The following is a 17,989-nucleotide window of genomic DNA, read 5'->3' on the forward strand; positions in this document are numbered from 1 at the left end:
AGGGGCGATTTCGCCAAAGGTAAATGTTCCCGTTAGGCTGACACAGGGGCGGGTCGACCATCGGTTGTTCGATTTGGTTGACATAGGCCGGGTATGACAGCGACTTTGCGATCCCCAAGCCGCCATTGATTGAGATGACCCGAACTGTACGCAGGATAAACGTCGCGCCAGACAAGCCTGAAGATGCGAGTCCGCGACCATTTTCAGATTTTGCGGGGCAAGCAAATGTTGTGCTGCTTGGCGATCCTGGCGCAGGCAAAACGCACCTCTTCAGAGAATCAGCGACGGAGGAGTCTGGGCGGTTTATTAAGGCGCGCGATTTTCTCAACACGCCGGTGTCCTTGCTGCAAGGCCAGCGGCTGTTTATCGACGGACTCGACGAGAAACGCGCTGGTCGAGGCGACCGAGATATCGTCGATGCTCTCGTGACAAAGCTTTTTGCCGTTAATCCGCAAAAGGTAAGAATTTCGTGTCGGGCTGCTGACTGGCTCGGCGAAAGTGATCTAACTGCGCTTCGTCCTTTCTTTGAACAGCAAGGGGAAGTATTCGTTCTTCACCTCGAGAGCTTGTCACGACCCGAGCAGATAGCGGTGCTGGCCGGGCAGCACGCGAGCGCCGATGCTGCGGCAATATTCCTCAATGAAGCTGAGGATCGCGGCCTTGGAGACTTCCTCGAAAACCCTCAGAATCTCACCATGCTATGGCGGGCCGTGCAGGCGGGCTCTTGGCCTACTGCCCGCAATGAATTGTTCGAGGTATCAACGCAATTGATGCTTCAAGAATTCGACCAGGAGCGAGCGCGTTCAGGAAGTGGCACGTATTCGGCCAGTGAATTGCGATCGGTAGCTGGAGCAATCTGCGCAGCACGCCTAATCGCCGATGTCGAGGCTATTAGCCTGACTGACCAGGAGGGAACTGCCGACATACCAAGCTATCGCTCGCTCCGCTTCTTCCCGCCCGAGAAAGTTTTGGCGGCTCTAGGCCGGCGGGTTTTTGACTCAGCGTCTGCACCGGAAACCGTCGACTACACGCATCGCACGACTGCGGAATTCCTTGCGGCGGAATTCTTGGCGGAGCGAGTGCGGAGCGGCTTGCCGGTCGGTAGAGTCGCAGCTTTGATCGGTGTCGATGGCCATCCTGCAGCAGAGTTGAGAGGCCTGCACGCCTGGCTAGCCGTCCATCTGCCGGAGTATGCTGACCAACTCATTGAGGCCGATCCCTACGGCGTGCTTACTTACGGCGACGCAGGTGCATTGTCCCCATCATCCTGCTCGCGTCTCGTTCGCGCGCTCGACAAACTGTCGCGTTCCAACCCTTGGTTCCGTTCCGGAAATTGGCAATCCCGACCAATTGGCGCGCTGGCACGGCCGGACATGGTCGATGAATTCCGCAGAATTCTTAACAGCCCGGATGCCGGTTTCGGCGTCCGCTCAGTGGTCATAGATGCGCTGTCGCTGGGAACGCCGATCCCTGCAATGCTTCCAGATCTTGCTGCGGTGCTCGCGCGCCAAGCTTTGCCCTATCAAGAGCGGGTTCATGCATTTGAGGCACTGGTGCGCCTTGGCGATTCTGGCAAACTAGCCATTCACAACGCGATGCAGACGCAGCTAGGCAAGACTCTCGACGACCTCCGTCTTCGCGCCGAAGTCATACGAACTTTTTATGGCGATCCGTACGGCCCATCTGAAGTGATCGCGCTCGTCAACAATTCGGCGGATGTGGAGCGAACCGTCGGTTCAGGGATGCTATGGCGGCTCGCAGACAGTGTCTCAGCCGCGGACCTTCCCGAAGTGTTGGACGGCGTAGACTCACCGCAATCGCCCGAAGGTGGTTTCGGCCCGGAAAATTGGGAAGTGGGTTCGTTCTATGGTCGCGCTCTGGTGCGCGTTTGGCGCGGGTCTGGCGAGTTCGATCCAGCCCGCGTAATGGGCTGGCTTCGCAAGCGCATGGCCTTCCGGGGTGGCCAACCCAGTCGCGCAAGAGATTTACGCGCCGCGATGCGCGACAAGCCAGACCGTCTTCGCGCGCTTGCCACTTATTTCTTCAGAAGCACGCCGATCGACAAGGATCGCTGGCTTGCCTTGAACCGCTTCCGCGAAGCGACATTATTCGAATTGGACGCTAGCACGCTTGCAGACATCGTCGTTGGGGAGATGGAGGCTTCTAGAGACGATGACCGCCGCATCTTCCTCTACGAGGTCGGCCTTGCACTCGCTTTCCAGACCGATTTGACCAGCGGTGTGACACTCTTCAATGACCTTTACGCGCGTGGCGACCACGATCCAACCTTGAAGGCAACGCGTGACGCAGCCGTAGTGTCTAACCTGCCACAGGGATACTTCGAGGGGCGCTTCAGTCGTGGTGTGAGAGCTGAAGACAGCCGCGAACGGCAAGCGCAAGACTTCGATAGAGACATTCAGCAAATTCGGAGTGGCAAGCATCTCGGCTGGCTCGCGCATATCGCACGCGTTTATTTTGGGCTCTATCGCGATGTAGAACGTACTCTTTCGCCCCGAGCGAGAATCTCTGCCCAGTTCGGCGAAGAGCGCGCAGCTGCCGCGCTAGAGGCACTGGTCGCAGCGCCTTCGCGAAGCGATGTGCCAAGCTTTGCCGAGGTAATGGCACTGTACGGCAACCGGCAGCGTTACGATTGGTGGTTCGCAATCACAGCTGGGCTCAACGAACGGTGCTTGGCTGGCCAAGGGCTCGCCGGGCTTTCCGACGATTTTCTAAAGGGGATGCTGGTCTTCTCTGTGGCTAACCCTGTTCCCTCTATACAGGATGATGAGGAACCGTGGACAGTCCATCCTTGGCGCAATGTGCTCGCAGAGCAGCGGCGTGAAGTATTGCGAGATGCGTATCTGGCGATGGCACAACTTCGCTTGTCGCAAGGTGAACAGAGTGCCGACGGCCTCACCGAGCTTTTAACCGATTCTACTTTCGAGGCTCACCGCGGAGAGATTGCGCTTGGTTTCTTGCGCCAGTTTCCGAACGCGCATCCATTTCGACTGACGGACCTTCTTGACGCCGTGGCGAAAATACCTGCCACGCATGAACGTTTCCTTGGACTTGCCAATCCAGTTGTTTCCGGCGCGGTTAAGGTCGATGAAGACCAACGTGATCTTTGGCTAGTCACTGCCTCTCTGGTCGCCCCAAGGGGCTTTGAGTCCGAAGTGAGGCAACGAGCCTCTGCTCATCCAGGACTCATATTCGACTTCCGCGACCGTGACTGGTTCCTGCGAGATGGCAGCCCAGGAGAAAGCACGTCCCTGCTGCCTAAGCTTGAGTTCATAGCCCAGCTCACGGGACGCCTTTTTTCGAATACCCCGCATCCGCCCGGCGGCTGGTCGGGCGATACAAATGACTGGGACGCATCCGAATATTTCCGCATCCTGACAAACATTGTTTCAACATCGCCTAGCTCTGCCGCAACGGACGTACTGGTCAGGTTAGAGGCCGATCCTTACCTGGAATCGTACAGGTCACACATCCTCTTCGCGCTTGCCAATCAACGGCAGCGACGCAGAGATGCAGAATACGAGCGGCCTACCTGGCCCAAAACCGTGGTCGCCCTAGGTAATGGTGCGCCCGCGACCGTGGCGGACCTTCATGCGCTGGTTGTAGCGCAGATGCGAGATCTTGCGCACCACATTGCGCGGGCGAACACCGACATCTACAAGCAATTCTGGAATGTCGACTCGTTCTCGAAGCCAACGGCACCGCGCCCCGAGGAAGCCTGTCGGGACGATCTCATAACGCTATTGAGGCCTCGGCTTCTGCCGGTTGGCGTCATGGTTGAACCCGAAGGACATATGGTAGCCGATAAGCGTGCGGATATTTCTGTTGCCATGCCTCGCAGGAAAGTCCTCTGCGAACTAAAACGGGATTACCATGCCGATGTTTGGACTGCTCTGCTGGGTCAGCTTGAACGCTTTTATGCACACGATCCAGAAGCAAAAGGCTTTGGTGTTTATTGCGTCTTCTGGTTCGGGGACAAAAGACCTAAAAAGATCCCCACTCCGCTTAACCAAATGAACCCGCCGCAATCTGCAGCAGAGATGGAGACGATGCTTAGAGGCCTCGTGCCAGAAGCAATGAGAGACCGTCTGAACGTTATTGTCATCGATGTGTCGGGCAAGGTTTGAAGTTTTGGCGCCGTTGCGTCCTTTGTCGACCGGAACTGGCAGACTCTCGATTTTGTCCGCTCCACCTCACTGCTTAAAACTATGCTCGCGGTGCCACTGCAGAAATCTCGGATGCGGCCGTTCAGACAGTCGCCCCGGGGAGAGCGCACGGCGCGTTTTGTTGATGAAACCGTGCACGCTGTCGAGGTCGTTGACCTGCCGCGAGATCAGGATTTCCAGATCATCGGAGAGGCTGATTAACCCACGGTCGAACATCCAGTGCGCTGTACCTGATAGCGCGATCCCATTGTTGATGACATCCGGGCCGTTAGCTTCGACAGGTCGAATATGGGCGGCGGAAACCTCGGCTCGACCGCCGCCATTGATCAACTTCAGCCCCGTGATCGCGCAGCGCTCGTCATAGGCGCGCAGGACGATGCGGCGAAAGATGCGGTCCCGCACAATTCGCGATGCGATGTAGCTCACGCGGTCGCGGCTCTGCTCGAACTGAAATGGCGCCTGCTCTTCCTGAAAGCCGCCGCCGATTTCATCGACGCGAGGCAGCACCACCTCGTTCGCGTCGAAGGCTAGATCGATGATGCGGTTGAAGTCGGCAGGACTAAGCGGGCGGACGGCGGATTGGGCGCGGCCGGAAATTCTACCTTCTTCATTGAGTAGACCTCGTTCGACCAGACCGTCGACCCCGTTAAACGGAACAGGGTTGACGAAATCGAGGTAGGTGCCGGGCTCAATCAGAGCGAGGTACATGTCGGGCGCTGCAGGGTCGGGAATGACCTGCTGGACCTTGGCCATGGCGAAATAGCCGCGCGTCTCGGTCACTTTGCTGGGCTCGTAATAGATGATCCAGTCGCCGACACAGGATTCGACACGGCGCAGATACTGGCGCGGGAATTGGTACTGCTCAGCGGGGCTGTCATCGTAGATTGAATCTGTACGGTGAATGAAAACCCCAAATGCCATGATCTTCTGCAATGCGTGCTTGGAAATACGTCCGAGCGAATACAGCCCGATATTCGGAGCTTAGTCTAGCTACGAGAAGCTTTTCTCCCGCCAATCAGCTCGCGGAGTCGAAAGCCATCGCGCATGAGGAGCCCCTGCCCGGCTCTTCCCTCGGAGGCGCGGACCGAAACTGCCCTACCGCTTCCTAAAAAACCCAGACAAAATATTCGGCCCCACCTCCCCGGGCGCAGCCTGATGCCGTCCTCGAATCCGTTCAGCGTCACGCAGTCGAAGCCGCTGTGCGCCAGCAGCGCCACCAGCGAGTCGCGGTCGAAGTGGTGCAGGTGCTCGTTGGCGAGGCGCATGCGCCAGGTTCGGAACCAGGCGTCTGCGCCGAGCTCACGCCAGCGGCAATAGGGGACGGCGACGGCCCGGTGCCGGGCCTGAAGGCGGCCGAGGAAACCCGGATCCGGGATGTGCTCGAGCACGTCGAACATGGCGACGAGATCCCACGAGCCGGCGAGCGCCTCATGCCGCCGTCGCGGAACGATAAGGCGCTGCTGGATGTTGATGCTACATCGGATGGCGAACTCATGGAACCGCGCGACAAAGAACAGGAGAACCTTTCCCGACTCGAACGGGCCGCACAGCAGACTGCCGATCCGAAAACGATCCAGCAGCAGGCGAAAAAGCCCGAGGAATTCCGCTTCAGCTTTCGCAAGGAAGACCTCCGGTGGACGGCTGGTTTCGCGGCCGCCGCCTTGCTGCTCTTTGCCGTCCAACTTCTCATCAATTGGCGCCTGGAATGGCTCGACGCGCCTTTGCGCGTTCGCGTGCTGAACTATGTCTGGGGCGGCGTTCTCATTTTCGTCATGCTGACGGTGGCGAATATCATCGAAGTCTTTCTCATCGGCCGAATTCCCAATCGTGTTTCGCGTTTCAACCTGAAACGAATTTTTCGATTGATCGTCGTGGTCGCCGTCGTCTTCGTGGCCATCTCGGTTCTATTCGTGAACTGGTACGCCGCCGTCGTTTCGCTCGGCCTGATTTCACTGACACTCGGCTTCGCGCTGCAGATGCCGATCTCCAGTTTCATCGCCTGGATCTATATTCTGGCCAGGGCGCCCTATCGCGTTGGCGACCGGATTCGCATCGGCGATGCCCATGGCGACGTCATCGATGTCAGCTATCTCGACACGACGTTATGGGAATTCGGCGGGGAACATCTTTGGACCGACCATCCGAGCGGGCGCGTCATCAAGTTCCCGAACTCCACCGTGTTCGACACGCCGGTCTTCAACTATTCCTGGCCGCTGTTTCCCTATGTCTGGAACGAAATCAAGTTCCAGCTTGCCTACGAGAGCGATCTGGAATTCGTGGCGAAAACCATGAGAGAGGTCGTGGACGAGCAGATCGGCGACATCATGAGCCAGAAGGTGAAGGTCTATAAGGACATCCTGTCGAAGACGCCGGTGGACGAACTCCAGGTGAGGGAGCATCCGGTGGTGCATTTCCGCGTGAGTGAAAATACCTGGCTCGAAGCCATCGTGCGTTACCTCGTGCCGCCGAAGGAAGCGGGGCGCACCAAAACACGCTTGATCAAGGAAATGCTGGCGCGAATGAATGCAAAACCCGATCGCGTGCTGTTTCCAAAGAGCAATCTGAGGTGAACTTCCCGTGAGGCAGCTTCTTCGCCACTTCATGTCCCATTGGTTCCACGTTCCCCATTTTCTCTCGTCGGCAAAGGAATTCAGAAGATGACGACCTACCTCGCACAGGCAGACGGACAATGAAGGCAATCGTTGTGACGGACCAGGCCGCAGGAACGGCCGGAATGAAGCTGGTGGAGCGGCCCGAGCCGCAGGCAGCGATAAACGACGTCGTCGTAAGGGTTCATGCGTCGGGATTCGTCCCGACGGAGCTGGCGTGGCCCTCGACCTGGACCGATCGTCTCGAACGTGACCGAACGCCCTCGATCCCCGGACACGAACTGGCCGGAGTGGTCACCGCCCTCGGCTACGGCACAGCGGGACTGTCGCTGGGACAACGGGTGTTCGGCATCGCCGACTGGTATCGGAACGGCACCCTGGCGGAGTATATCGCTATCGAGGCACGCAGCCTCGCCCCGCTGCCGGGCGACGTCGACGTCACGGTGGGCGCGAGTCTGCCGATCTCGGGACTGACCGCATGGCAAGGGCTGTTCCAGCATGGCCGTCTTCAGGCGGGGCAAAGCATCCTCGTGCACGGCGCGGCCGGCGCAGTCGGGTCAATGGTGACGCAGCTTGCACGACAGGCAGGCGCCTACGTCATCGGCACCGGCCGCACCGCCGACCGTCAGACGGCGCTCGATTTTGGCGCGCAGGAGTTCGTCGACCTCGAGAACGACGCTCTGGAAGACATCGGCGAAGTCGATCTGGTGTTCGATGTCATCGGCGGTGACATCGGGAAGCGGTCCGCGGGCCTGATTCGAGCCGGAGGAACACTGGTGTCCGTCGTCGGCCCGCCGGAGGCGCGGCCCGCCGACGGGCTGGCGGTCGACTTCGTTGTCGAGTCCGACCGCGCCCAACTGTGGGAGATCGTCCAGCGGGTACGCGACGGACGACTGCGGACGAATATCGGCAACATCGCGACCCTCGACGATGCCGTCGCCGCCTTCAACTCGACCGAGCGGCGCAAGGGGAAGACGGTCATCCGCGTTCGTTCCTGAGGGGGTCCCCTTCCCGGCTCTTCCTGCGGGCGCGGATGGAAACTGGCCTATCGCTTCCTAAAGAACCCCGACAAAATATTCGGCCCCGCCTCACCTGGCCGCAGCCTGATGCCGTCCTCGAATGAGTTCAGCGTCACGCATTCGAAGCCGTTATGCGCGAGCAGCGCCACCAGCGAGTCGCGGTCGAAGTGGTGCAGGTGCTCGTTGGGGAGGCGCATGCGCCAGCTTCGGAACCAGGCGTCGCCGTCGGCGCCGAGCTCACGCCAGCGGCAATAGGGGACGGCGACGGCAAGGTGCCGGGTCTTAAGGCGGGCGAGGAAACCCAGATCCGGGATGTGCTCGAGCACGTCGAATATGGCGACGAGATCCCACGAACTGGCCAGCGCCTCATCCCAATCGACGAAGCGGACACCCTTGGGCAGCGGAAACTCGGCGATGTCATAGCCGGCGCAATCGGCGACCCCGGTTATCTTCGCGGCTTCGATGAATGTGCCGGTGCCGTATCCGATTTCCAGCACCGAGCGTGGAATCTCGCCGGTCATTCCCAGCACCCAGCCAAGCCGCTGATAGCCGAGCTTGATGGTCCGGTCGCTCAGGTCCTCGTAGTAGGAGATGTATTGCTTGTCGTACGTGATCGGCGTGAAGTCGATCTGGTGGATTACGCCAAACCGGTCCACCTCGTAATTGTCCAACATCGCCCTGCCGCCCTCCGGAGCCCGGATTCTTATACGGCGGAGCTGAACGCGGCGTAACCGGCGGGGCCAGCCCGCCGATGGCACCGTGTAAGTCGCGACATACGAGCAACGAGCGCCCCGCCATTCCACCCCGCCCCGCTTTCTGCTTGAATACTCCACCACCCAGCCAGGAGCATCCCATCCCAAACGATCCCTTCGCCCCGTTGCGCCAACGTTTCCTCGCCCGCTGCGCCGATCAGCTTGGCGAACTGAAGGCCGTGCGTGAGGCCCTGCCCGGGTCCGACGACACTCTGGTCCGCCTCGCCCATTCGCTCGCCGGCGCGGCGGGGACGTTCGGCTTTGCGGAGATCAGCGTTCGGGCGTCCGAACTGGAGACGCTGCTCATCGAGCAGGCGGATGGCGGGAGCGTTCGCGCGGCGCTCGATGCGCTCATTGCGGAGATCGAGCGGACGCTCGCGTGAGCGGGCCCTGGCGTGAAGTAGGGCAATCGCATATGGCGGCGCCAGCCCCCGGCCGCTCCGCGGCCACCTCTCCCCCATTTCATGGGGGCGAGGAAACGCCAATCGCCAAGGTCGCGACCCTGGAAAGCTTTGGGTTCCGGCCGGACCTACTTCTTGGCGGCGCCGAGGCCGGTCCTGGGCATCTCGCCCCAGCCCTGATTGCCGCGCAGGAATTGCCACCAGCCCTTTACGCGCCAGAAATTGTTGAGCTGGCGGTAGCCGAAATTCTCGAGCACGGCGACCGCCGTCAGCACGGCAAGGTCCCTGGCGCGGGGAAAACGCTGCAGCTCGGCCTCTTCGAGGATGAGCGAGCAGACGCTGACGCAGACGCCGTAGGTGAAGATGAGCGAGGTGAAGGCCAGAAGATATTCGGCCGAAAGGATGCCGAGCAGCCAGAAGAGCGGGATCAGGATGTAGCCCAGCACCTCCGCCACCGGCCCCAGCACGTCGACGATGAAGATGTGGCCGAAGCCGAGAAAGCCGATGCGGCCGTAGCGCGGGTTGAAGAGCATGGCGCGGTAGCGGAAGAAGCATTCGAGCGCGCCGCGCTGCCAGCGCGAGCGCTGCCTTGCCAGCACGCTCAGCGTTTCCGGCGCCTCGGTCCAGCACACCGGCTCGGGGATGAACTGGATGCTGTATTTGCGCTTCCTGTCGCGCATGTGCCGGTGCAGCTTGATGACGAGGTCGAGGTCCTCGCCCATCGAACCCTTGGTGAAGCCGCCCGCCGCCACCACTTCGGCGCGGCGGAACATGCCGAAGGCGCCGGAGACCAGCATCAGCGTGTTGATGCGGCTCCAGGCGAGCCTGGCCATCAGGAAGGCGCGCAGATATTCGACCACCTGCAGCAGCGGCAGCAGGCGGCGCGGCAGACGGACCTCGCGCACCCTGCCCGCCTCGATCTTGGAGCCGTTGGCGATGCGGATCGTGCCGCCGACGGCGATGGTGCGCTCGGGGTCGTCGATGAAGGGCTGGGCGGCGCGCATCAGCGCGTCGGGCTCGAGGATGGAGTCGCCGTCGATGACGCAGAACAGCGGCGCGCGGCAGACATTGATGCCGGCGTTCTGGGCGTCGGCCTTGCCGCCATTCTCCTTGTCGACGACGAACAGCCGCTCGGTCATCGGCGAGGAATAGAGGCCGCGGATCGGCATGTGCGCGAGCGCCTCCTCATAGGGTCGATGGAACTTCACCAGCCTGAAGGCATCGATCAGGCGCTGAAGCGTGTCGTCCTTCGAGCCGTCATTGATGACGACAACCTCGAAATTCGGGTATTCGAGCGCCAGCATCGAATGGACGCTCTCGACCACGTTCAAGGCCTCGTTGTAGGCGGGCACCAGCAGCGCGATCGGCGGCGCCACCTCGCCGTAGCGGTGCCACAGCAGCGCCGAGCGCGCGACGGGCGGGCGCCTGGAAAGCGCGTAGCCGGCGACGACGAGCTGCAGCAGGTAGATCGTCGTCTGCGCCAACCCCGCCCCGATGATGAACCAGGACAGGATGGTGGCGGCAAGAACGATCTCGTGGCTCCAGTCGACGATCATGCGGCCGGCCCCTCGGCAAGAATGAGCGATGCGGTGCGCTGGCTGCGCGAGACCTCACTGTCGGCGATCTGGCGCAGCAGCCGCTCGCCCGGCTGGCCGAAGGAGCGCAGCGCGTTGGCGGCTGCATAGCGCACGGTCCACACTTCGTCGTCCATCAGCCCGGACAGCGGCGCGGCAAGCTCGGCGAGACCGAGGCGCCCCGCGGCATCGGCAGCGGCTGCGCGCACGTCCCAGTCGCTGTTCGCCATTGCGCTCGCCAGGATCGCCGTCGCCCCGGCATGTCCGGTCAGGCCGAGCGCGCGCAGCGCCGCGGCGGCGACCTCGGGCGAGGCATCGCCGGCCAGGCGGGCGAAAAGATCGGCGAAGCGGAAGCTGCCGGCGCGGGCGAGCGCGTCGATCGCGGCCGCGCGGATGAAGGGCACGGCGTCGGTGCGGGCGGCGTGGTCGGCGAGCTCGTCGAGGCGCGCCGCCGGAAAGCGCCTGAACAGCTCGATGAGGCGCCGCGAGCGCTGCCCCTCGTCGCCGATCTTGCGCAGCGCGATGCCGAGCGGCGGCAGGCTGCCCAGATCGCAAAGCGCGATTGCCGCGGCGATCCTGACCTCGCGCGAACGGTCGCGTTCGAGCGCCGAGAGCAGGCCGGCCACAGCCCCTTCCGAACGCAGCGCCGCAAGCATTTCGGCCGCATGGATGCGCTCGGCGCCGTTGCCTTTTTCCAGCTGCCTGCCGACGAGCGCCGGCAGGCCGCATTCGTTGAAGGCGGCAAGGACGTCGTCATATTCCTCGCCGCGCAACAGCGAAATGAATTCGAAGCCGGCATTGATCGCGACGCCCGCCGGCACCGCAAGGATCGCCGCCTTCAGGGCCTCGCGGTCGCGATTTTCGGTGAAGGCGATCAGCGCCGTCAGAAGCTGGCGCCGCTGGTCGGCCGCCACCCTGGCGCGGCGCTCCTGCAGCACTCGGCGCGCCGTCAGGAACAGCATGATCGCCAGGGAAAGGGCGCTGAGCAGTATGGAGAGATCCCAGATCAGCCACATGGTCAGAACCGCGCGGTCAGCCCGAACCCGAATATGCTTCGGTCGAATGTCGGGCGTTGTTCATGCGCGACGCTGGCGCGCAGCGTCAGCGGATCGCTGACGTCGAAGGAAATGCCGCCGAAGACGGTGCGGGTCGGCACCAGCGTGCCGTCGGAGATTTCGGGGGCGTCGGCATAACCGCCGAACAGGTTGACGCGCTGTGTCACCGCAAGGTCGGCGCGCAGCACATAGCCGTCGGCGCGCGTGCCGATATCGTCCTCGGCATGCACCCAGCGGGCGGCAAGCCCCAGGCGGCCGTCCAGCACATAGGCCTGCAGCCAAGGCTGGATACTGGTGACGTTGGTGTCGGCGAAATTGTCGTAGCGGGCGTCGATGTTGAGCGACAGCGGGCCGAACACCTTTGCCGGCGCCACGACCTGCCACGAGGCGCCGGCGCCGATCGAATAGCGCGCCAGGAAATCGGCGTCCGGCGTCGCCGCGCCCAGCGCATAGGCCGAGAACGCCGGCGAGAAGGCCTGGTCGATGCGGCCCTCGATCTGGACGTCTGTGTGGCCGAAGCGGGTGGCCACGCGGGTGCGGCCGGAAATCGTCGTGCGCGGAGTGAGCCGATAGGCAAGGCCGGCCGAACTGTCGGTCCAGTCGCCGAGACCGTTGGTGAGATCGCTCACCTCGCTGCCGAGGTCGAGCCGCCATTTATGCGGCGGCGGCACGGCCAGCCTTTGCTCGATATCGGCGGAGCCGGGCTCGATGGCGAGCGCCCGACGATAGGCCTGCCGCGCGGCCTCGTCGTCGCCCTCGGCGCGGCGCACATCGCCGAGCCCGACCAGCGCCTCGGCATTGCGCGGATCGAGCGCAAGCGCGCGCTGGAACGACTGCCCGGCCCGCGCGTAGTCGGCCTCGAGCAGGGCTATCCTGCCGTCGAGGACGAGCGCCTCGACATTGTCCGGCGCCGTCGCCAGCACGCCGTCGACAGCCGCGCGGGCGCGCGGCGCGTCGCCCTGCCAGATCGCCAGGCGGACCTTGCCCAGCCGGGCATCGAGAAGGCCGGGCCTGATGGCCAGCGCCCGGTCGAAGAATTGCCCCGCCTCGTCGAAGCGCTGGCTGGAGCCGGCGACAAGGCCAAGCGCGACCAGGATGTCGGTGTTCCTCGGCGCCAGCTTCAGCGCCCGGCGATAGGCCTGCTCCGCCTCCGGCAGGTTCCCAGCCGCCCGCAGGCGCCTGCCCTCCTCCAACTGCATGGCGACGGGATCGGGTCGCCGGCGGAGCGACTGCTTCGCCGGCGCCGCGGCAGCCGGAACCGGCTTCGCTTGGCCGGCCTGCCTGGCCTTGCGGATGTTTTCGACAAGTGCCGCGGCATCGGCGTTGCCGGGATCGGCCTGCGCAACCTTCTCGGCGAGCGGCAGCGCGGCGTCCAGATTGCCGGAGCGGAACTCGACCTCGGCCATGCCGAAGCTGGCGTCGCGATAGGCCGGCGCAAGGGAAAGCGCCCTGGAAAAAGCGTCGTGCGCGGCCGTCAGATCGCTGCGTCCGAGCTCCGCGAAGCCGAGCTGCACCAGGGCGTCGGCATTGTCGGGCTTGAGCGCCAGCGCGCGCCGGAAAAGATCGGCGGCCTCGTCGAAATGCTGCGCCTGCCTGGCCTTGACGCCGGACGCGTAGAGCTCGTCGACGGTCTGCGCCATCGCCGCGGCCGGAGCAGCGGCGATCGCCAGGATCAGACTCGCGGCAAGGGCTGCGCGCCGGCCGCGCCGCATCAGCGCTTCCCGCTCCTGCTGCGCGCGATCAGGCGCGCAAGCCGGGCCAGAAGCTCCTCGGGGATGAACGGCTTCACCAGATAGTCGTCGGCCCCCTTCTCGAGGGCCGAGACGATATCCTTCTCGGCCTTGCGGGCGGTCAGCATGACCACCGGCGTCTCGGACAGGGCCGGGTCGCCCTTGATGCGCGCCAGCACCTCGACACCGTCGGCCTTAGGCATCATCGCGTCGAGCACGATGATATCGGGGCCATCCTGCTCCGCCTTCGCCAGCGCCTCGGCGCCGTCCACCGCCTTGATGACCTCGTAGCCCTTCGCCCTCAGCCTGAATTCCATCAGCTCGAGCAACAAGGGGTCGTCATCGCAGATCAGAACTCTTGCCTTCGCTCCAATCACCAGTCCTACTCCGGTTCCATCGCCCCCCGGAGTGATCAACCCATGAACCGACATCCGCCAATGCGGTCCATGCAAACAAAGCCCGCGCGAACCACCCCGCGCCGGCCGATGCCGCGCAATCATAGACAAAGCCGATTCGCGACAGCCGCATTTCGATGCAATCAGTAGATGAATATTGGGGCCTGGTACAGGAGGCTTAAACACCAGGCGGAGTTGCCGACAACCTCCTAGAGCGGTTCACCGTTTCGTGGAAACGGCGAACCGCCCTATCTCTCTGTTTTACGCAATTCCGGACGGAAAACCGGTGTGCACTTTTCCTGGAATTGCTTTAGACGGCACCTCCCCGAGGCCGTCAGGGCCGGCCGTCGCGCGGCCGGAGCAGTTTCCTGACCTCGCCGGCGAGCGCCATCGGATCGAAAGGTTTGGCGATCACGCCCACCGCTCCCATGGCGAGATAGCGCTCCACCTCATGCGTCTGGGTCCGCGCCGTGATGAACACCACGGGAATCGAGGCCGTCAGCGGCGATTCGCCCAGGCGCCTCAGTGTTTCCGGCCCGTCCATGTCCGGCATCATCACATCGAGCAGGATAAGGTCCGGCCGCCAATCGGCGGCATCGGTCAGCGCCTCGATGCCCGAGGCGCTGGACCGCACCTCGAATTGCGGATCGAGCTCCAGCGACATCTGGGCGATCTCGCGGATGTCGTCCTCGTCATCCACATAGAGGATCCGTGCCGGCATCGACGTCACACCCCTGCTCGCTCGGTGGATCCCGCGGCGTCGCGGGACGCAATCAACATGCTTCTGACCAGCCTGGCGACATCGATCTCCGACGCCCTGGTCTTGGTCATGATCGCCTGTACCCGATCGCCCAGCCTCTCGTCCAATTCCGCAGCCGAGAACACGATCACCCGGGTCTCCGGCGGCAGGTCGATGAGCAGGTCCAGGCCCGATCCGTCGGGAAGCGCGATGTCCAGGATGACCAGGTCGAAGCGATGTTTCGCGACCGCCCGCCGGGCGTCCTGCAGGGTTTTCGCCGAGGTGATCGAGACACCCGGACCGAGCCCCGCCGACATCACGGCAAGCACGCCCTCATCGTCCTCGACATGCAGGATCCGCGGCTTCGGCTCGACCCTGCGGCCGACGATCTTGGCGAGAGCGGCGTGAAGCCGCGCCGAATCCACCGGCTTTTCCAGCCAGTCGACGATGCCGACCGCGGTACCGTTCAGCGAGCGCCTGGCCTCGTCGGCGACGGCGGAGATGACGATGACCGAAATGTCGGAATTGACCTGCGATGCCCTTATGTCGTGGAAGAGCTTGATGCCGGATTCCCCCGCCAGCCTGATGTCGAGCGTCAACGCCACATAGTCGCGGGAGCGCAGGAGCGCCTTGGCGGTGTCGATGTCGGGGGCGACGTCGCTGGAAAAGCCTTCCGCGTCGAGAAGCGCCGCGATCACCGCCGCGACGTCTGGCTCGTCCTCGCAGATCAGGACACGCAGGCGGCCATCGCGCTTGCGCGACCGGCGCTCGACAAAAACCGGCTTCGCGTCCTGCCTTTGCGCTTCAGCGAGGTCGATGTGGAACGAAGTCCCCTTGCCTTCCACCGTTTCGAAGGAAACGGCGCCGCCGAGCTTTTCGACGATGGTCTTGACGATGCTCAAGCCCAGGCCGGTGCCGCCCTTCTTGCGGGTGCTGGACGCATCGGCCTGCTCGAACTTGCCGAAGATGCGGCTGCGGAACGCTTCCGGGATGCCTGAGCCCTGATCGATCACGGAGATGCGCAGCATGTCGCGGTCGCGACGCTGGAGCGTCACCGTCACGGTGCCGCCGGGATCGGAGAACTTGATCGCATTCGACAAGAGGTTCGCCATCACCTGATGCATGCGGTCGGGGTCGATATTGGCCTCGGCGCGCGGGGCATCGTCGACCAGGACGATGCGGATCCTGTTCTCGGCCATGTAGTTGGAGCTTGCGGCAATGGCCTGCTCCAGCACCGGGCGGATAGCCATCTGTTTGATCTTGAAGGTGATCACGCCCGATTCGATCTTCTCCATGTCGAGGATGTCGTTGATGAGAAGAACCAGCCTCTCGCTGTTGTTGTGGGCGATGTTGACGAGATTGGCAGCCTTGGGCGGCAACTCGCCCGCCACGCCGGCCGCGATCAGGCCGAGCGAGCCGCGGATGGATGTCAGTGGCGTGCGCAATTCGTGGCTGACCGTGGAGATGAAATCGTTCTTGAGCTGCGCGTTTCGCTTCTGCTCGCTGATGTCGCGATTGTAGGTGATGACGCCGGTGATCCTGCCGGCCTCGTCGCGGAAGGGCGCCTTCAGCGTATAGAGCCAGCCCTGCCTGCCGTCCGGGAAAAGCGCGGGCTGATCGATGCGCAACGTTTGGCCGGCCTCGAGCGCGCCCGTCTCATCCTGCCTGAAGCGTTCTGCCACGTCCTTGGGATAGAAATCGAAATCCGTCTTGCCGATCAGATCCTCGACCGAGGCGGCACGCATCATTTCGGCGGTGGCTGGATTTGCGACGACGAAGCGGCCGTCGACATCCTTCACGTTGAGGCAATCCGGCAGCTCGCGAACCATGGCGCGGTAGATCATGTTGGACATGTCAAGCTCGCGCCGCCGCTGCTGCCGATCGAGCAGCACGCCGATGACGAAGGTGCCGAGGAAGCGGAACACGAGGGACGGGAGCGTGCTCTGCTGAACGAAGCCGGCCACGACCTGCGGCGGCATGACGACAAGCGTGATCAGCCCGGCTAGCGCGACCGAAACGCTGAGGCCGACAATGTCGAACATGGTGCGCGACCGGGCCGCGACGATGTGGTGCCACGCGATGCCAACAACAGCGGTGATGAGGATGCCCATGATCCCGACGCTCAACTGCCCGCCGAGATGGATGCGATAGGCAATCGATCCGGCGACGGCGACGACCATTGCCGGCCATCCGCCGAAGAACGCGGCGGCGGCGATGAAGGCGGCGCGCAGGTCGACGAAGAAGCCGGAGATGGGCAAGGCCGTCGCAATGGAGATGATCGCGCCCGCGCACATGACCGCGCCCAAAAGCAGCGACTGGATCAACCGCGGAAGACGCCCGGTGAAATCCGCCACAAGGTCCCAGGCGACGACCAGGATCGAGACCAGCGCAAGATTGGCGAGGAGTGAGTGCCATATCTCGGACATGACTTCGGGCTCCTTTTTTTCCGGTAGATATCGGCAAAACCTATCCGATGTCTAAAGAGCCTGCGCGCCTGGCTGAACGGCGGGCCGGATGGCGGCCCACGGAGAGCAGATCGCCGAGCCATGTCGCCCAGCACGAAAGGACTGTGGTAGCCGTGGCACGGATCTCCGCCGACCGGCGTGGTCGACGATCCGAGAGAATGACCTGGCCTCCCGCCGACCGGGTTCAGGGGCGCATAACCTATTCCAGCCTGCGGTAGCTGGATGGCGGCCGCGCCACCCAGGCCTCGATCTCGCGGTTCACGACAGCCGCGGCATGATGATGGATGAAATGACCTGCGCCTGGCAGCGCCACCAGAGACGTGACGTTGTCGACCTCGCGGAACGTGCCATCGAAAGCGGCCGAGGGGACATATGGATCATCGTTGCCGAACAGGACCAGCGTGGGCGCCTTGACCAGCGGCAATTGACCAATATCTGGCACCCTGCCGAGCGGAATATTGGCCCTGTAGTAGCCCAGTATTGCCTCCGGATCGGAGCGCTCGAGCGAAACCATGAGCGAGTGCCTGTCGTCCGCGTCCGCAACCCAGGCGGCAAGCTCCTCCCGCCCCGGCATGGCAGCCATGCCGGCTTCCTGGAAACGGCGCATGTAGCCGAAGTATCCAGCATTGGCAGGATCGGCGATGGCGCGGAGGTAGTTGCGCGGATGCGGCGCAGACAGAACGACAAGATGGCGCACCGCTTGCGGCACACGCATTGCCAGCCACCAGGCTATGGTTCCACCCCAGTCGTGGCCGACGATAGAGGCCTGCGAAAGTTGCTCCGCCACGAGCACGGACAGGACGTCCCCCACAAGACTGGGCAGCAAGGCGTAGTTGGCATGTCCCCGTGGCGCGTCGCTCCGCCCAAAGCCGCGCAAGTCCGGCGCCAACACCCTGAAGTTGCCGCTCAAAGCGTCCAGCTGCCGGCGCCAACCGAGACCATGGTCTGGAAACCCGTGCAGAAAGACGATCGGCGGGCCGGAGCCCGCCGCAATGTAATGTAGCTTTATATTGCCGTTGGACGCGAACTTTGACTCGAAATCTGTCTTCGAAGTCACCTTAGTCAA

At 63.0% G+C, this 17,989-nt stretch carries 14 protein-coding genes; 4 read left to right on the forward strand and 10 right to left on the reverse strand.

What is annotated here, in order from left to right:
• The first annotated feature begins 134 nt into the window (after positions 1-134).
• Positions 135-4,145, forward strand: coding sequence for a hypothetical protein (locus tag EJ067_RS02000; RefSeq protein ID WP_126089458.1), 4,011 nt, complete (start codon positions 135-137; stop codon positions 4,143-4,145).
• A gap of 66 nt (positions 4,146-4,211) precedes the next feature.
• On the opposite strand, the gene EJ067_RS02005 is transcribed toward EJ067_RS02000, so the two are convergent.
• Both EJ067_RS02005 and EJ067_RS02010 read right to left on the reverse strand, forming a co-directional pair.
• A complete protein-coding gene (locus tag EJ067_RS02005; protein ID WP_126089459.1) occupies positions 4,212-5,105 on the reverse strand; it encodes an HNH endonuclease in 894 nt (297 codons plus the stop codon).
• A gap of 65 nt (positions 5,106-5,170) precedes the next feature.
• Positions 5,171-5,581, reverse strand: coding sequence for a class I SAM-dependent methyltransferase (locus tag EJ067_RS02010; protein WP_245468133.1), 411 nt, complete (start codon positions 5,579-5,581; stop codon positions 5,171-5,173).
• A gap of 96 nt (positions 5,582-5,677) precedes the next feature.
• Between EJ067_RS02010 and EJ067_RS02015 the strand changes: the two genes are divergently transcribed.
• On the forward strand, positions 5,678-6,754 hold the full coding sequence (locus EJ067_RS02015; RefSeq protein WP_126084435.1) for a mechanosensitive ion channel family protein: 1,077 nt from the start codon (positions 5,678-5,680) through the stop codon (positions 6,752-6,754).
• A gap of 119 nt (positions 6,755-6,873) precedes the next feature.
• Entirely contained in the window at positions 6,874-7,791 is a 918-nt protein-coding gene (locus tag EJ067_RS02020; RefSeq protein ID WP_126084436.1) for an NADP-dependent oxidoreductase, read from the forward strand.
• A 47-nt stretch (positions 7,792-7,838) separates the two neighbouring features.
• On the opposite strand, the gene EJ067_RS02025 is transcribed toward EJ067_RS02020, so the two are convergent.
• The gene (locus tag EJ067_RS02025; protein WP_126084437.1) at positions 7,839-8,486 is read right to left on the reverse strand and encodes a class I SAM-dependent methyltransferase; all 648 of its coding nucleotides are present in this window, start codon (positions 8,484-8,486) and stop codon (positions 7,839-7,841) included.
• 203 nt (positions 8,487-8,689) lie between these two features.
• Between EJ067_RS02025 and EJ067_RS02030 the strand changes: the two genes are divergently transcribed.
• A complete protein-coding gene (locus tag EJ067_RS02030) occupies positions 8,690-8,947 on the forward strand; it encodes an Hpt domain-containing protein (RefSeq protein WP_245468134.1) in 258 nt (85 codons plus the stop codon).
• Positions 8,948-9,093: 146 nt separating this feature from the next.
• On the opposite strand, the gene EJ067_RS02035 is transcribed toward EJ067_RS02030, so the two are convergent.
• The 7 genes from EJ067_RS02035 to EJ067_RS02065 form a co-directional block, all read right to left on the reverse strand.
• The gene (locus EJ067_RS02035; RefSeq protein WP_189510310.1) at positions 9,094-10,521 is read right to left on the reverse strand and encodes a glycosyltransferase; all 1,428 of its coding nucleotides are present in this window, start codon (positions 10,519-10,521) and stop codon (positions 9,094-9,096) included.
• Positions 10,518-11,555, reverse strand: a complete 1,038-nt coding sequence (locus tag EJ067_RS02040) for a HEAT repeat domain-containing protein (protein WP_126084439.1) — start codon at positions 11,553-11,555, stop codon at positions 10,518-10,520. Before EJ067_RS02040 ends, EJ067_RS02035 begins: the two co-directional genes overlap by 4 nt.
• A gap of 2 nt (positions 11,556-11,557) precedes the next feature.
• Positions 11,558-13,306: a YaiO family outer membrane beta-barrel protein gene (locus EJ067_RS02045; RefSeq protein ID WP_126084440.1), complete on the reverse strand. Its 1,749-nt coding sequence runs from the start codon at positions 13,304-13,306 to the stop codon at positions 11,558-11,560.
• Entirely contained in the window at positions 13,306-13,701 is a 396-nt protein-coding gene (locus tag EJ067_RS02050) for a response regulator (protein WP_126084441.1), read from the reverse strand. The genes EJ067_RS02045 and EJ067_RS02050 overlap by 1 nt, the downstream gene beginning before the upstream one ends.
• Before the next feature lie 352 nt (positions 13,702-14,053).
• Positions 14,054-14,440, reverse strand: coding sequence for a response regulator (locus EJ067_RS02055; RefSeq protein WP_126084442.1), 387 nt, complete (start codon positions 14,438-14,440; stop codon positions 14,054-14,056).
• A gap of 5 nt (positions 14,441-14,445) precedes the next feature.
• Positions 14,446-16,884, reverse strand: coding sequence for an ATP-binding protein (locus EJ067_RS02060; RefSeq protein WP_126084443.1), 2,439 nt, complete (start codon positions 16,882-16,884; stop codon positions 14,446-14,448).
• Between the two features lie 238 nt (positions 16,885-17,122).
• Complete coding sequence (locus tag EJ067_RS02065; protein WP_189510312.1) at positions 17,123-17,980, reverse strand: alpha/beta hydrolase; 858 nt, start codon at positions 17,978-17,980, stop codon at positions 17,123-17,125.
• Between the last annotated feature and the right edge of the window lie 9 nt (positions 17,981-17,989).

This window comes from Mesorhizobium sp. M1D.F.Ca.ET.043.01.1.1 (assembly GCF_003952385.1).
Classification (GTDB): domain Bacteria; phylum Pseudomonadota; class Alphaproteobacteria; order Rhizobiales; family Rhizobiaceae; genus Mesorhizobium.

Excerpts from the sequence above, each read along its gene's own strand:
- EJ067_RS02000 (WP_126089458.1), top strand. The coding sequence starts at position 135 with ATGACCCGAACTGTACGCAGGATAAACGTCGCGCCAGACAAGCCTGAA.
- EJ067_RS02005 (WP_126089459.1), bottom strand. The coding sequence starts at position 5,105 with ATGGCATTTGGGGTTTTCATTCACCGTACAGATTCAATCTACGATGAC.
- EJ067_RS02010 (WP_245468133.1), bottom strand. The coding sequence starts at position 5,581 with ATGTTCGACGTGCTCGAGCACATCCCGGATCCGGGTTTCCTCGGCCGC.
- EJ067_RS02015 (WP_126084435.1), top strand. The coding sequence starts at position 5,678 with ATGGAACCGCGCGACAAAGAACAGGAGAACCTTTCCCGACTCGAACGG.
- EJ067_RS02020 (WP_126084436.1), top strand. The coding sequence starts at position 6,874 with ATGAAGGCAATCGTTGTGACGGACCAGGCCGCAGGAACGGCCGGAATG.
- EJ067_RS02025 (WP_126084437.1), bottom strand. The coding sequence starts at position 8,486 with ATGTTGGACAATTACGAGGTGGACCGGTTTGGCGTAATCCACCAGATC.
- EJ067_RS02035 (WP_189510310.1), bottom strand. The coding sequence starts at position 10,521 with ATGATCGTCGACTGGAGCCACGAGATCGTTCTTGCCGCCACCATCCTG.
- EJ067_RS02040 (WP_126084439.1), bottom strand. The coding sequence starts at position 11,555 with ATGTGGCTGATCTGGGATCTCTCCATACTGCTCAGCGCCCTTTCCCTG.
- EJ067_RS02045 (WP_126084440.1), bottom strand. The coding sequence starts at position 13,306 with ATGCGGCGCGGCCGGCGCGCAGCCCTTGCCGCGAGTCTGATCCTGGCG.
- EJ067_RS02055 (WP_126084442.1), bottom strand. The coding sequence starts at position 14,440 with ATGCCGGCACGGATCCTCTATGTGGATGACGAGGACGACATCCGCGAG.
- EJ067_RS02060 (WP_126084443.1), bottom strand. The coding sequence starts at position 16,884 with ATGTCCGAGATATGGCACTCACTCCTCGCCAATCTTGCGCTGGTCTCG.